This window comes from Dethiosulfovibrio peptidovorans DSM 11002 (genome assembly GCF_000172975.1).
GTDB lineage: Bacteria > Synergistota > Synergistia > Synergistales > Dethiosulfovibrionaceae > Dethiosulfovibrio > Dethiosulfovibrio peptidovorans.
The window spans coordinates 1198787-1211749 of the sequence record NZ_ABTR02000001.1 but is presented as its reverse complement, the minus strand read 5'-3'; the positions used below and the strand labels follow the sequence as shown (position 1 = coordinate 1211749).

Here is a 12963-nt window from a genome sequence, read left to right as displayed (position 1 = left end):
GCAAAAGATAGGGGCGACCTAGGTCGCCCCTATCTTTATTTCAGTCCAATTTTTCGTTTGACTCCTCCAATTTATCGGAGGGTGCCTCCAGTTCCGTCAGCTCAGGCTGCTGGTCAGCCTTTGAAACTTGCCTCTTGGCCTCCTTGAGCTCCTCTCTCTGGGCCCTGTCCTTGACCTTCGACAGCAGGACCATCCAGATCTGAAGTATCGACCGTTTCAGAGGGGTCATGGTCCTTCCTCGCCAGATATCCGCAGCCCTTCGGAAAACGGCCGCCTCGGTGGGATAGGGATGGGGAACCCAGGAGAGGTCGCCTAACTTGATCCCTTCATGCATCGCCAGGGCCAGCTCCGATATCATGTCACCCGCCCTGGGGGCTACGAGGGTGCCCCCAAGTATACGCCCCCTTCGGTTTACCACTACCTTAAGGAACCCCTCGGTAGCGCCGTCGATCCTGGAGCGATCCATGTCCTCCAGGTTCACCTTTATCTCGCTGACCTTTTTGCCCTCCGCCAGAGCCTGATCGAGGGTTACCCCGATATAGGCGACCTCAGGGGTGGTGTAGACGCAATGGGTCATGCCCGAAGGGTCGTAGGTCCTCTTCACCGGAAGGAAAGCGTTCTTCAGGGCGATCTTGGCCGACAGTATCGCCCCGTGGGTGGAGCAGGGAGTCAGACATACGTCTCCGGCACAGAAAACCCTTTGGTTCTCGGTCCTGAGATATCTATCGACCTTTATGCCGTCTCGCCACTCGATTCCGGCATTCTCAAGACCTAGTCCATCCAGTCGAGGGACCCTACCTGTCGCCAGGAGTAGTTGTTCCCCTCGAACCTGAAACTCGCCGTCTCCGGAGGTACATCTAAGTACCGGCTCTCCTCCCTCTTCTGCGACCGACAGCACATCCACTCCCAGACGGAGGTCCACGCCGTCCTCTTCCAGGGCACGACGGACCATCCCGGACGCCTCCGGCTCTCCATAGGGAAGCAGACAGCGACGATCCTGGATCAGGGTCACCGAGGATCCCAGACGCCGAAAGGCCTGGGCCAGCTCGCATCCCATGGCTCCGCCTCCCAGGACGACCATGGACCTCGGAAGCTCCTCGAGATCGAAGACGGTCTCGTCCGTAAGATAGTCGACCTCATTCAGCCCCGGTATAGATGGTATCATCGGAACGGATCCCGTAGCGATTATTGCCCTGGTGAACTCGAGCTTACGATCCTCCACCGTCACGGAACGAGGAGAATCGAAGACGGCCCTGCCGGGAAACACGTCGACTCCCTCGCTCAACAGCCTCAGAGCCGAGTCCTTCCCTCCCAACAGGGCCCTCAGATCGGACATACGCTTCTTGACAGAATGAAAATCGATCGACACATCTCCTACGGACACTCCCAATTCGGAAGAGTCTTTAACGTCTTGGATCCGACGGCCCGAAGCCACGAACGTCTTGGAGGGGACGCATCCAGAATGTAGTCTTTCCCCTCCCAGGAGGGAACTCTCGATCAAAGCAACCCTGGCTCCCATCCGGGCCCCCTCGACGGCTGCGGTCAAACCGGCTGAACCCGCCCCCACGACCAACAGATCGTACCTATCTATCCCGTCGGAACGGTTGCCCTCCTTGGGTCTCAACCCATCGGGATAGACTATCCTTTCCCTCATGAAGACACCTCCAGTCCTCTTACATAAATCCCGCTCCATCATAGCATCAGGAGGACGAAAGTGGAGGCTTGATAGCACCTTCACTTGCGTCCTCCCGAAAACCAAAGCAAATCTCTACGACCGGGATCTCCTCCCACCGTCGATCTTGCTCTCCGCTTCGTTCAACAGCAACCTGGGCGAAACCCCTCGGGTTATCTTGGCTGATCCCACCGATACCGAGATAGGCCATCCGTATCTGTGCCCTAGAGCGACGAGCAATTTTCGAAGATCCTCAACCCTGTCGGATGCGTCGCGTTCGCTCATGGGAGGCACTAGAAAGAGAAACTCGTCCCCTCCGCGGCGGGCGGCCAGCTCCCCCTCCCTCAGAGCGCCCCTGATAGTCTCCCCTATACGAGCGAGGACCTCGTCTCCACCTTGATAGCCCAAGACGTCGTTTATCCTGCTAAAATCGTCCAGATCAAGCAGAAACAGCCATCCTCCGGAATCACACATCCCATCCAACATGGCCATACCGTGGGATCGATCGTAAAGGCCGGTCAGAGAGTCCGTGACCGAAAGATTGGCGATCCGTTCCATGGCCTCGTTCAGTCTTTCGGCCTTGTCGGTCAGACGGGCCTCCAGGTCGGAACCCTTTTCCTCAAGCTCGGCGACCCTTTCGGCAAGTGCGTTGGAGTGGCGACGATAGGCCAGCAGAAACGGCAGAGACATCAGCACGAAAAAAGCCGACACGGCGAGACTGGTGAGCCCTCTCCTGAAGATGGAATGCCACATGGAACCTATATCCATATCGGCACAGGCTAGATACTTCCTGCCCCCCTCGGACCTCATGGGATAGGCAACCGATCGGAAAGTTCCCCATCTGTCGGTATAGGTAACCCAGACCGGCTTCTCCGATTCGTAAGCTTTTTGAAACTCCACAGGAGCCTCCGGATAGGGATAGTAATACCACCTGGCCCTCTCTGCCGCCTCCTCCTCCGTCACGGTAGGAGCGGAGAAAAAAAACCGCCCTCCATCCTCTATCAAAGTATAGACCCAGGCGAAACCGGTCCTGTAGACATAATCCCCGAAAACTCTACGATTTCGGAGCTCCTCCTCCTTGGAGATGGAGTAGGGAGTGGTAGCTCTATCATGAAAGTCGGGAGCCAACATGGACGGAAGGGCCAGAGCGGCCAGCTCGAGCTGGCGATCCACCTCTCTCATGACCTCCACCTTGGCGTCGTAAAGAGATACGACCACGTATGCCAAGATGATCAAGGCCAGGAAGACCAAGCCTCTTCTCAAGGTGGTCCTTAAATTTAAGGTATCATCTCGTTTCATCGGCGCCTCCTGTAAAACGATCGGACGTCTTGAATATTTCCCCGAAGGATTTTTACATAATAAAAGGAACCGTTACAGAAGGCAAGAAAAAGATTAGAGATAGACGACCCAGAGATAAATGGTACACACCGTCATGGAGATCAACATAACCGGGAACCCGACCCGCAAAAAACCTCCGAATGTTATCGGATGTTCCGTCCTGGAAACCATTCCCGCCACTATGACGTTGGCGCTGGCTCCGACCAGGCTGCCGTTGCCTCCCAGACAGGCCCCGAGGGCCAGAGCCCACCAGAGCGGGGTCACGTTCATGGCGGTAAGGGTTCCGATACTCTTTATGAGAGGTATCATGGTCGCCACGAAGGGAATGTTGTCTATGAAAGCAGATGCGAAGGCCGACACCCACAGAACCATGAAGGTTGTCAACATGAGATCTCCCGAGGTGAGTTTGACCACCTCTCCGGCCAGAAATTCTATGACACCCAGTCCCTCCAGAGTACCCACTAGGATGAAGAGCCCCACGAAGAAAAAGATGGTCCCCCACTCGACCTCCAGGAGCAGGTCCTCCGGGTTGACGTCGGCTATCACCATCAATATAGCGGCTCCCGCCATGGCCACCGTAGCGGACTCGTAGCCCAGCATCTGATGGAAGACGAACCCCGCCATGACCAGTCCCAGAACGGCCAGACATTTGACCAGAAGACGGTGGTCCGATATCTCCAGGTCCGGATTCATCGACATTATCTCCGCCTTGGCCTCCTCCTTGACCGTCAGATGGCGGCCGTAGACGAAACGGCAGAAGACCAGCACCACCGCCAGAATTATCAAAGCCGGAGGGGCCAGGTTCTCCATGAAATCCAGAAAACCCAGGTCAGTGGCCCCGCCTATCATTATGTTGGGCGGGTCTCCTATCAGGGTGGCGGTGCCTCCGACATTGGAGGCCAGTATCTCCGGCATCAAGAAGTAAATCGGATTCAACTCCAGGACATCGCATATGACCATGGTCACCGGAGCTACAAGCAGAACGGTGGTCACGTTGTCCAGAAAGGCGGACGAGACGGCGGTAAGCAGCACGAACAGAACCATTATTCTCCATGGGTCGCCCTTGGCTATCTGTGCCGCTTTTATGGCCACGTACTGAAATACACCGGTCCTCTTGGTCACTGTGACTATCAGCATCATTCCCACCAACAGGGTTATGGTGTTGAAATCCACCGAGGCTATGGCCTCCTCCTGTGAGATAGCCCTCATCAAGAGCATCGCCGACGCCCCCGCCAGGGCCACGGAGATGCGGTTCATCTTCTCCGCCACTATAAGACCGTAGGTGACCAGGAAGACCGTCACGGCGACGACGATATGGAAATCGAAGGTCATCTCAATCATCCTCGCGATCTGGAGGAACTTCCCCTTCCCGATCCAGACAGAAGGGCTCTGTGTCGAAGTAGACCCTATCGCTGTGACCTCTTATGGCGTCGAACACACCGTGAAGGTGCTCCAGAGAATCCCTTATGGTGGCAATGTCCTCCGGCTTGACGTCGTAGTAGAGACAGATCGAGTCCAGACGCCGGGCTAGAAAACGAAGATCCGAGTTCATATCGATCAGCTCTTTAAAGTGACTGGACCGAGCCAGCTGCTTTATCTGGGCTATGTCGTTCCTTATGGACTCGACCACGTCCTTCTCCGAATCGAAGGTACCAGCTGGCTGAGGATAGGGAGTGACCCTCTCCAGAAAAAACTGTCCTTTCCTGTTCAAATTGTAGACATACTTTACCTTAACCCCGTCGACCTCGAACCTTATGTAGCACAGAAAGGAGTTTATAACCTCTATCTTCGCCCCCATCTGCTTGAGCCTCATTTCCTGGGTGCTGAGCTCGGCCTTGAGATAGGGCCTAGGTCCTCTTTCCACTCTTCTCGAATGTCTTTCCGGCATTTTTCTTACCTCCCGATAAATGTAGTTTCTGCCGGAGGGCCTAAGAGGTCGCGGCACGGCAAAAATCGAAAATCTTGATCGTCGATTCGACCGACTTTAAACGATATTTCCCGGAACGGCAGGCAAGATACCACTGTACGATGCCGATGTCAATATGAATCCGCTTTGAATCCAGGCCATCATGGCTTACAATTGTCGAGAAGGAGGCGATCTGAGAGATGAGACGCTATACAGTCGCGGCGGCCCAGATGGATAGCGGACCGGAAAAAGAGATCAACCTTATACATATGGAGACGATGATCGAAGAGGCGGGGAAACGTGGCGCATCCCTCGTCGTCTTCCCTGAAACGTCCACCTTGCTGCCCTCGTCGGGTATCGAAAAGGAAGCGGGAGCCGAGCCGGTCCCCGGTCCATCCACCGACAGGCTCTCCAAGGCAGCACGGGAAGCCGGAATATGGGTCCACAGCGGAAGCCTCCTGGAGAGGATCGAGGGTAATGAAAAATGCTATAACACGTCGGTTCTCATCTCCCCGGAAGGAGAGGTCACGGCTAAGTATCGAAAGATACACCTCTTCGACGTAAACGTCCATGACGGACCCTCCGTCAGGGAGTCGGCTAGCTACGCTTCGGGAAACGAGATCGTAATAGCAGAGACCCCCCTGGGCAACATCGGCATGTCCATATGTTACGACCTTAGATTCCCCGAACTGTACAGGATACTGGCCCTGAGGGGGGCACAGGTACTGGTGGTGCCGGCCTGTTTCACCTCCGACACCGGCAAGGAACATTGGGACCCCCTTCTTCGAGCCAGAGCCATAGAGAACCTGTGCTACGTAGTGGCCCCTGGACAGGTCGGATCGAAGCCTCGGTACAGGGCCCACGGCAAATCGATGGTGGTGGATCCCTGGGGAACCGTCACGGCATGCCGCGCCTCAGGAGAGGGGCTGGTCCTGGCCGAGGTGGACCTGGACAGACTTGAATCACTGAGACACTCGGTGCCATGCCTTCAAAACAGACGTCCCGATACCTACGACTGGCGATAAAGACGACGGAAGACATTTAAGGGCATCTCTAAAAACGTTGATCCTCGTAGAGATCGTTCCGACAGAGCCCGTTCGAGCCCGTCTTTTCGACCTGCTGTCGTGTAGTACGAATGGGGCGACAGGACGTCGCCCCAAGCCGAGGGGCACAGGACGTGCCCTCCGAGGCGGTCCGTACGAAACAGGCAGGTCGAAAAGACGCTCGGGCGAGACAGGGCGCAGGCGGGACGACCTCTACGAGGAGACCCGGACGTAGTTTTTAGAGATGCCCATAAAAAGGCGGGGCCCGTAGCTACGGGCCCCGCCTTCTCTATCGACGAATTATGGATCGAGATATGTTACTTGAGATCCGGAACGGGAATTCCCGCTTCCTTGTAGAACTTGGCAGCTCCGGGATGGACCGGAACGGAGGCGCCGGCGGTGGCGGTATCGAGGGTAAAGAGCTTGCACTTGGAGTGGACCTTATGCATCTCCTCGACATTCTCCCAGAAGGTCTTGGTGATCCTGTAGATAAGATCCTCGGGAAGATCGGCATCGCAGACCCACATGGCCATGACGGCGGGGGTGGGGGTATCGTGGTCAACGCCGTTATAGGTGCCGGCGGGAATGGAGCTCTTGACGAAATAGCTAAAGGTTTCGGTCAGCTCCGCCATGAACTCGTCGCTGAAAGAGACGAGATCGATGTCGTGGAGAGTGGCCAGGTCCATGATGGACGAGGTGGGATAACCGGCTGTCACGAAACCGACGTCCAGCTGTCCGTCCTTGAAGCGCTGGGTGGTGTTGTTGAAATCGAGGAAATCGGTGTTCATGTCGGCATACTTGATTCCGGCCACCTGAAGAATGGCGGAGACGTCACCCTGGACTCCCGAACCGGGGGCTCCCACGGAGACCCTCTTGCCCTTGATATCCATTATGTCCTTGACACCGGAGCCTTTGAGGGTTATGCACTGGATGTGCTCGGGATAGAGGGAGGCCACGAGACGGATGTTCTTGTAAGGAGTCTTGAACATACGCTCTCCGTTATAGGCCCAATAGGCCACGTCGTTCTGAACGAAGGCCATCTCTATCTCGTGGGTTCCGATGAGATTAAGGTTGGCCACAGACGCATTGCCCGTCTCTCCCGTCATTTGCACGTCCGGCAGATGGCGAGAGATAAGGTCGGCCAGTCCACCCCCAACGGGGTAATAGGTTCCACCGGTTCCACCGGTCGCCAGAGAAACGAAGGTCTTGGCGGATGCGGCACCCGCCACGGACATTACCAAAACGCCGACGACCATTAACGCTGTTAAAAATTTGCGCATTACACAACCTCCTTTAGGATATTCTTTCCCCTTGCCGATTTTCCATCGGCGCCTCATGAATAATGGTATTCAAACCGATCTTAGTATAGTAAGAATGTTCCATCGGGTCAAGAAACTCTCCCCTGTATACTTGAACGGATCCCTTCGGGCCGTCCTGTTATATAATCAAGGTAAAAAACGGGAGGCTACGATATGGAAACCATCTTTCAATCATTGAGCCAGTTCACACCGCAACAGGCCATCATGATGGCAGTAGGACTTATACTGATCTATCTCGCCGTGGTCAAAAAGTACGAGCCCAACCTGCTGCTTCCCATGGGGTTCGGCACCATATTGGTGAACATACCTCTTTCCTCCGCCATCACCCACGTAGCGGGAGGGCAGATACAGCACGGCGCCCTCAGCCTGCTCTTCGACATGGGCATAGCCACCGAGCTGTTCCCTTTACTGATATTCATAGCCGTAGGGGCCATGATAGACTTCACCCCGCTGTTTCAGAACCCCGTGACCTTCCTCTTCGGATTGAGCGCCCAGGCGGGCATCTTCCTCACCATGGGACTGGCCCTCCTCATAGGCTTCGACCTCAAGGAGGCCGCTTCCATAGGGATAATCGGGGCCGCCGACGGCCCCACTTCAATATACGTATCCGCCCGATTCGCGCCCCATCTGCTGGGGCCCATCTCGGTGGCAGCCTATTCCTACATGGCCATGGTGCCGGTGATACAGCCTCCGGTTATAAAGCTCCTCACCAGCGAGGAGGAGAGACGGCTTCCCATGACGTACTCGGCAAAGAAAGTTTCGAAAGCGAAGAAGATAATCTTTCCCATAGCGGTAACCATCGTGGCTGGGATGATAGCCCCTCCCTCGGCGGCATTGATCGGCTTTCTGATGTTCGGAAACCTGCTGAGAGAGAGCGGCGTGGTCGACCGCCTGGCCAAGGGGGCCCAGAACGAGCTGGCGAACATAGTCACTATCCTTCTGGGACTGGGGATATCGGCATCCATGACGGGAGAGAGGTTCATACAGCCTCAGACCCTGCTGATACTGGCCATGGGCTTCCTGGCCTTCGTGCTGGATACAGCGGTGGGAGTGCTCTCCGCTAAGGGGCTGAACCTCTTCCTGAAAGACAAAATAAACCCCATGATCGGCGCCGCCGGGATCTCGGCCTTCCCAATGTCGGCCAGAACGGTTCAGCAGATGGCGGCGGAATCTCAGAAGGGCAACTTCATACTGATGCAGGCGGTAGGGGCCAACGTGTCGGGACAGATAGGCTCGGTACTGGCAGGAGGGCTGCTGCTGGCGTTTCTTGGATAGATAGAGAAGGAGCCGGGATCGCCCCCGGCTCCTTCTGACATTTTTTACTGAACCCCGGCGTCGGTCTTGAGGGCCGCCGCCCGATCCAGCCTCTCCCAGGCGGGAACGGGGGTAAGATCGATACGCCCCATATGGCCGTAGGCGGCCAGTCGACGGTACTGAGGCTTTCTGAGCTCCAGGTCCCTTATCATGGCGGCGGGACGGAAGTCGAAATACTTTCGAACCAAAGACACCAGGATGTCGTTCGAGACCTTTCCGGTACCGAAGGTCTCCACGAAAATCGACACAGGATGGGCCACCCCTATGGCATAGGCCACCTGTATCTGGCACTTGGAGGCCAATCCGGCCGCTACGACGTTCTTGGCTGCGTACCTGGCCATGTAGGCTCCGGAGCGATCCACCTTGGTCGGGTCCTTTCCGGAGAAAGCCCCTCCGCCGTGGGGCACCATGCCGCCGTAGGTATCCACGATGATCTTACGTCCAGTCAGTCCCGAGTCGGCCATGGGGCCGCCCTTGACGAAACGCCCCGTCGGGTTGACCAGGATGCGCATATCTCCCTTGAGGAGTTCTCTGGGAAGGATCGGATCTATGACCTTCTCGGTGAGATCCTCTCGGATATCCCTGAGGGAGACGTCCGGGCTATGCTGGGCCGACACAACGACTGTGTCCACCCTCACCGCCCTGTCCCCGTCGTATTCCAGTGTGACCTGGGTCTTGCCGTCGGGACGGAGGTAGTCGATGGTGCCGTCCTTCCTCACCTTGGAGAGCCTTCTGGATAACCTTTGAGCCAGGGCGAAGGGCATGGGCAGGAACTCGTCGGTCTCGTCGCTGGCGTAGCCTATCATCATGCCCTGATCTCCGGCTCCTATGCCGTTGATCTGCTCCTCCGTCATGTCTCCCTCGCGAAGCTCCAGGGCCCTGTCCACTCCCATGGCTATATCGGCGGACTGTTCGTCTATGGCGGTCAAAACTGCACAGGTCTCGCCGTCGAAACCGTACTTGGCCCTGGTATAGCCTATCTCCTTAACTATCTCCCTGGCTATCCTGGGAATGTCCACGTAGGTGCTGGTGGTTATCTCTCCTGCCACCTGGACCAGACCGGTGGTCACCAGGGTCTCGCAGGCGACCCTCCCCATGGGATCCTCCGAAAGGATAGCGTCCAGTATTCCGTCAGATATCTGGTCCGCCACCTTGTCGGGATGGCCTTCGGTGACTGACTCGGAAGAGATTAAAAGTTTTTCGCTCATGCAATGATACCTCCACAGGGTATAGTATTCCGGGCCGAAAAAAACGGGACCCGTCCGTAGAGGAAGGGTCCCGCCTTAGTCCTTAGGTGTCCTTCCTCTTATCACTCGACCTGTCGGTCGCTGGTGTTGGCACCTCATGCCCTTACGGGCAGGTTGCCGGGCTTCATCGGGCCAGTCCCTCCGCCTCTCTCGATAAGAGTTCGATTGTACGATCCGAAATTATACCCTATGGGAACCGCATGTCAAGAAACCCTTTAAGGGGAATCGCTTCATCCTCTGACCATCGTCAACACCATTATCGACGGCTCCATCGCTTCCACCGAGTGGGGAACGTCGGCCGGCATCATAAGCCATTCCCCTGCCTTCACACTGTGGGGAACGCCTCCGACCTTTATCTCCATCGCTCCCTGGATCATCTGCACCAAGGCATCGTAGGGAGCGGAGTGCTCGCTGAGAGCCTGCCCTCCGTCGAAAGCAAAGGCCGTCACGGTCCCCTCCGGTCTATCTATCACGGTTCGGCTCACCACCGAACCGTCCTGAACCTTGACCAGATCCTCCATGCGAAAAGGACCTTTATCTCCTCCGTAGCTTTCGTACGACATAGGGATTTCCTCCTTCCGTCAACGGGAGAATCTGTAGCGGGTGCTCTCCCGCTCCAGCTCTCCTCCCTCTATGGCGATCTTGATCCTTGTGTAGTCCAGGTCCGCCTTGGCCTCCTCTATGGCCGACTCGACCAGCCTCACCATGCCGCCGCAGCATGGAACCTCCATATGGATAACCGTCACGGCCTTGGGACTATGGGCCGCCATGATCCTGGCGAGCTTGTCCCTGTACGCCCCGGCGTCATCCAGCTTGGGACAGCCCATGAGGCATACCTTCCCGTCCCCCAGAAAGGAACGGTGAAAGTCAGGATGGGCCAGAGCGCTACAATCGGCGGCTATCACCAGATGGGAACCAGACAGGTAGGGCGCGTTCTCCGGTACCAACTTGAGCTGCACCGGCCAGTTTCGTAGGGCCGATTCCCTCCTTACCGCTCCCTCCGAGTTTCCGAGAGGGTGCTCTTTTATATCGGCGGCATCTCCCCCCATGGATCGAGCCATCGTCCCCGGGCATCCGGAGGAACAGGTCGAGGCCACATTCCTCTCGACTGCCTCCTCGTCGTAGGGAGAGGCCTCTCGCTCCTCGAAGGTTATCGCCCCTCTGGGGCACTCGCCTATGCAGTCTCCAAGGCCGTCGCAGTAGCTCTCGCTGACCAGTTCGGCCTTGCCGTCGATCATCCTTATGGCTCCCTCATGGCAGGCCTCGGCGCAAAGCCCGCAGCCGTCGCACTTATCCTTGTCTATGGTTATTATCCTGCGCATTACCTTGGCTTCCATCTATCCAACCCCTCCCGGACGTTTCGTCTTCAAATCCAACCAGCTCCCCCAGGCTCCTGGATTTCAGGTGATCGGTGAACTCCTCGTAGACCCTGTTGGGGAAGTCCCCGAACATACATTCCCTGAAGGGACATCTGCTGAGCCCCAGGACACAACTTTTAGGCCTTAGATCCCCCTCTATGGCACGATAGACGACGTATAGCGATATCTCCGAAGGCTTTTTCAATAACTCGAACCCTCCGGCGGGACCGCGGACAGACCCGACCAAACCAGCCCTTACCAGCCTCTGAAAGACCTTCGCCATATGGGCTTCGGACGCCTCGACCGCCTTGGCCATCTCCCTTATCCTCATACGCTTTCCCGCCAGAGCGAGGATACCCATACCGTGAAGGGCCAGGGAGATCGCCTCCGAAACCTGAAAGATACCGTTCATCGGATCTCCTCCCACTATTTCGGAAAAAGAATACCTGAATACCCGAATATCCGCAAGGAGAGATACCCACGTAAAAAAACATGGATATCCGTCTAGTCAAAGGATAAGCGGAAGGATATTGACCCCTCCCGCTTTATAAAGGTCAGTGGCGACCGCAATCTCCACCACCTCCACCGCTACCTCCGCCTTCACCTTCACCTCCGCCCCCTCCTGTATCGGTGGGCTCGTGATAGGTCGGCTTGGCGCCTAGCTGTTCTAGAAAATCCTTTCTCTCGTCTTCATCCAGATAACCGGCGAGTTCCTCCGGGGTCATATGGCCTATGTCGGTTGTCCCTATAATCTCGTTGCCTGTAACGCCTATGACGTTCACCACGACCTCGGGACCGCTCCCGGAGGTGACTATGCCTATGACGGCGGTCCCCTGGTTTATCCTGGTCAGTCCCTGGTCGAGTCCCGACGCTCCGGAGCCGCCTTTTATCGTCGCCATATCGTTGGCGAAGGAGACCGCCGCTCCTACGTTGCCTACCGTGTAGATCGCTACAGCACCGAGAGCTCCGGCGGTTGTCGCTGGAGCGGCCACAACTAGACCTACCCCTACTCCTACGATCGTAGCGGTGAACTTAGTTCCGGCCATTATAGTAGCCCAGTTCTTCTGCCCCACCACTTTGCCTATCTGGTGATGGGCGTAGCCGACGGCTCCGGTGACCTTGCCGACGCCGCTCTTGATAGCCCCTCCCACCTTAGAGGCGAAGTTGCTTATGGCCCGACCTCCAGCCTGGAGCTTACTCATAGCGTCGCTGAAGGCCTGCTCCATTCCTCTGCCTATTTTTCCCAACTCCTGGTTCACCATTCCCTGAGGCGAAACTCCCTGCCATGCCAGAGCGGGCATCGCTCCCAGAAACTCCTCCATGGCGGCCAAACGATCCTCCGGCCCGAAGCGGCCCTCCCAGGTCATCATGACGAGCTTAGCCGAATCCTCCAGCTTCTTGCCCGCCTTCTCCATGGACTCCATGCACTCCTGGGCATAGATGAGTTTGGCTCGAATCTCCGCCCCCGAGACGTTCCGTCCATCAAGATCGACGAGCTGATTGAGGGCATCCTTGGCCTGAAGACCGGTTAGCCTTGCCAGCTCGGCTGCATCGGCCAGACGGTTCTTCTCCGCCGCCGGAAGGTCCAGCAAAGCGGGACCATTCGTACCCTTATCGGACGCCTTGGGAGCGGCGCCACCCCCAGTGGCTGGACGGCTGACGGAGGCACCGCCCCCGCCGGACGTGGTTATTGTCACCGCCTCGAGGGCCGGGGCAACCACTAAAATCAGGGCGAACAATACAAAGGGCAAAAGGCACCTTTTCAT

Annotated in this window: 12 protein-coding genes and 1 riboswitch; of the genes, 2 read left to right on the top strand and 10 right to left on the bottom strand. The window is 56.8% G+C overall.

The annotated features are described in order from the left end of the window. Positions 1-40: 40 nt before the first annotated feature. The 4 genes from DPEP_RS05865 to DPEP_RS05845 form a co-directional block, all read right to left on the bottom strand. A complete protein-coding gene (locus tag DPEP_RS05865; RefSeq protein ID WP_005660422.1) occupies positions 41-1654 on the bottom strand; it encodes a dihydrolipoyl dehydrogenase family protein in 1614 nt (537 codons plus the stop codon). A gap of 114 nt (positions 1655-1768) precedes the next feature. After that, positions 1769-2971 (bottom strand): GGDEF domain-containing protein, encoded by a 1203-nt coding sequence (locus DPEP_RS12790; protein WP_005660420.1) that lies wholly within the window; start codon positions 2969-2971, stop codon positions 1769-1771. Between the two features lie 93 nt (positions 2972-3064). Next, positions 3065-4351: an ArsB/NhaD family transporter gene (locus DPEP_RS05850; RefSeq protein WP_156775078.1), complete on the bottom strand. Its 1287-nt coding sequence runs from the start codon at positions 4349-4351 to the stop codon at positions 3065-3067. Next, positions 4344-4898: a hypothetical protein gene (locus DPEP_RS05845; RefSeq protein ID WP_005660417.1), complete on the bottom strand. Its 555-nt coding sequence runs from the start codon at positions 4896-4898 to the stop codon at positions 4344-4346. Before DPEP_RS05845 ends, DPEP_RS05850 begins: the two co-directional genes overlap by 8 nt. 218 nt (positions 4899-5116) lie before the next feature. Between DPEP_RS05845 and DPEP_RS05840 the strand changes: the two genes are divergently transcribed. Continuing rightward, positions 5117-5941: a carbon-nitrogen hydrolase family protein gene (locus DPEP_RS05840; protein ID WP_005660415.1), complete on the top strand. Its 825-nt coding sequence runs from the start codon at positions 5117-5119 to the stop codon at positions 5939-5941. A 335-nt stretch (positions 5942-6276) separates the two neighbouring features. Here the strand turns inward: DPEP_RS05840 and DPEP_RS05835 are convergent, their stop codons facing one another. Continuing rightward, the gene (locus DPEP_RS05835) at positions 6277-7239 is read right to left on the bottom strand and encodes a TAXI family TRAP transporter solute-binding subunit (RefSeq protein ID WP_005660413.1); all 963 of its coding nucleotides are present in this window, start codon (positions 7237-7239) and stop codon (positions 6277-6279) included. Positions 7240-7431: 192 nt separating this feature from the next. On the opposite strand from DPEP_RS05835, the gene DPEP_RS05830 reads away from it, so the two are divergent. Next, on the top strand, positions 7432-8553 hold the full coding sequence (locus tag DPEP_RS05830) for a sodium ion-translocating decarboxylase subunit beta (RefSeq protein WP_005660411.1): 1122 nt from the start codon (positions 7432-7434) through the stop codon (positions 8551-8553). 44 nt (positions 8554-8597) lie between these two features. Here the strand turns inward: DPEP_RS05830 and metK are convergent, their stop codons facing one another. The 5 genes from metK to DPEP_RS05805 form a co-directional block, all read right to left on the bottom strand. Beyond that, positions 8598-9800 (bottom strand): methionine adenosyltransferase, encoded by a 1203-nt coding sequence (gene metK / locus DPEP_RS05825; RefSeq protein ID WP_005660409.1) that lies wholly within the window; start codon positions 9798-9800, stop codon positions 8598-8600. A gap of 95 nt (positions 9801-9895) precedes the next feature. Next, positions 9896-9999: riboswitch (SAM riboswitch) on the bottom strand. Between the two features lie 70 nt (positions 10000-10069). Beyond that, positions 10070-10402, bottom strand: coding sequence for a cupin domain-containing protein (locus DPEP_RS05820; RefSeq protein ID WP_005660407.1), 333 nt, complete (start codon positions 10400-10402; stop codon positions 10070-10072). Between the two features lie 18 nt (positions 10403-10420). After that, on the bottom strand, positions 10421-11176 hold the full coding sequence (locus DPEP_RS05815; RefSeq protein ID WP_005660405.1) for a 4Fe-4S binding protein: 756 nt from the start codon (positions 11174-11176) through the stop codon (positions 10421-10423). Then, complete coding sequence (locus DPEP_RS05810) at positions 11130-11609, bottom strand: RrF2 family transcriptional regulator (RefSeq protein ID WP_005660402.1); 480 nt, start codon at positions 11607-11609, stop codon at positions 11130-11132. The genes DPEP_RS05815 and DPEP_RS05810 overlap by 47 nt, the downstream gene beginning before the upstream one ends. Positions 11610-11751: 142 nt before the next feature. Beyond that, positions 11752-12963: a hypothetical protein gene (locus tag DPEP_RS05805; protein ID WP_005660398.1), complete on the bottom strand. Its 1212-nt coding sequence runs from the start codon at positions 12961-12963 to the stop codon at positions 11752-11754.

Coding starts and splice junctions, on each gene's coding strand:
- DPEP_RS05845 (WP_005660417.1), bottom strand. CDS start 4,898: ATGCCGGAAAGACATTCGAGAAGAGTGGAAAGAGGACCTAGGCCCTAT.
- DPEP_RS05865 (WP_005660422.1), bottom strand. CDS start 1,654: ATGAGGGAAAGGATAGTCTATCCCGATGGGTTGAGACCCAAGGAGGGC.
- metK (WP_005660409.1), bottom strand. CDS start 9,800: ATGAGCGAAAAACTTTTAATCTCTTCCGAGTCAGTCACCGAAGGCCAT.
- DPEP_RS05850 (WP_156775078.1), bottom strand. CDS start 4,351: ATGATTGAGATGACCTTCGATTTCCATATCGTCGTCGCCGTGACGGTC.
- DPEP_RS12790 (WP_005660420.1), bottom strand. CDS start 2,971: ATGAAACGAGATGATACCTTAAATTTAAGGACCACCTTGAGAAGAGGC.
- DPEP_RS05815 (WP_005660405.1), bottom strand. CDS start 11,176: ATGGAAGCCAAGGTAATGCGCAGGATAATAACCATAGACAAGGATAAG.
- DPEP_RS05810 (WP_005660402.1), bottom strand. CDS start 11,609: ATGAACGGTATCTTTCAGGTTTCGGAGGCGATCTCCCTGGCCCTTCAC.
- DPEP_RS05835 (WP_005660413.1), bottom strand. CDS start 7,239: ATGCGCAAATTTTTAACAGCGTTAATGGTCGTCGGCGTTTTGGTAATG.
- DPEP_RS05820 (WP_005660407.1), bottom strand. CDS start 10,402: ATGTCGTACGAAAGCTACGGAGGAGATAAAGGTCCTTTTCGCATGGAG.
- DPEP_RS05805 (WP_005660398.1), bottom strand. CDS start 12,963: ATGAAAAGGTGCCTTTTGCCCTTTGTATTGTTCGCCCTGATTTTAGTG.
- DPEP_RS05830 (WP_005660411.1), top strand. CDS start 7,432: ATGGAAACCATCTTTCAATCATTGAGCCAGTTCACACCGCAACAGGCC.
- DPEP_RS05840 (WP_005660415.1), top strand. CDS start 5,117: ATGAGACGCTATACAGTCGCGGCGGCCCAGATGGATAGCGGACCGGAA.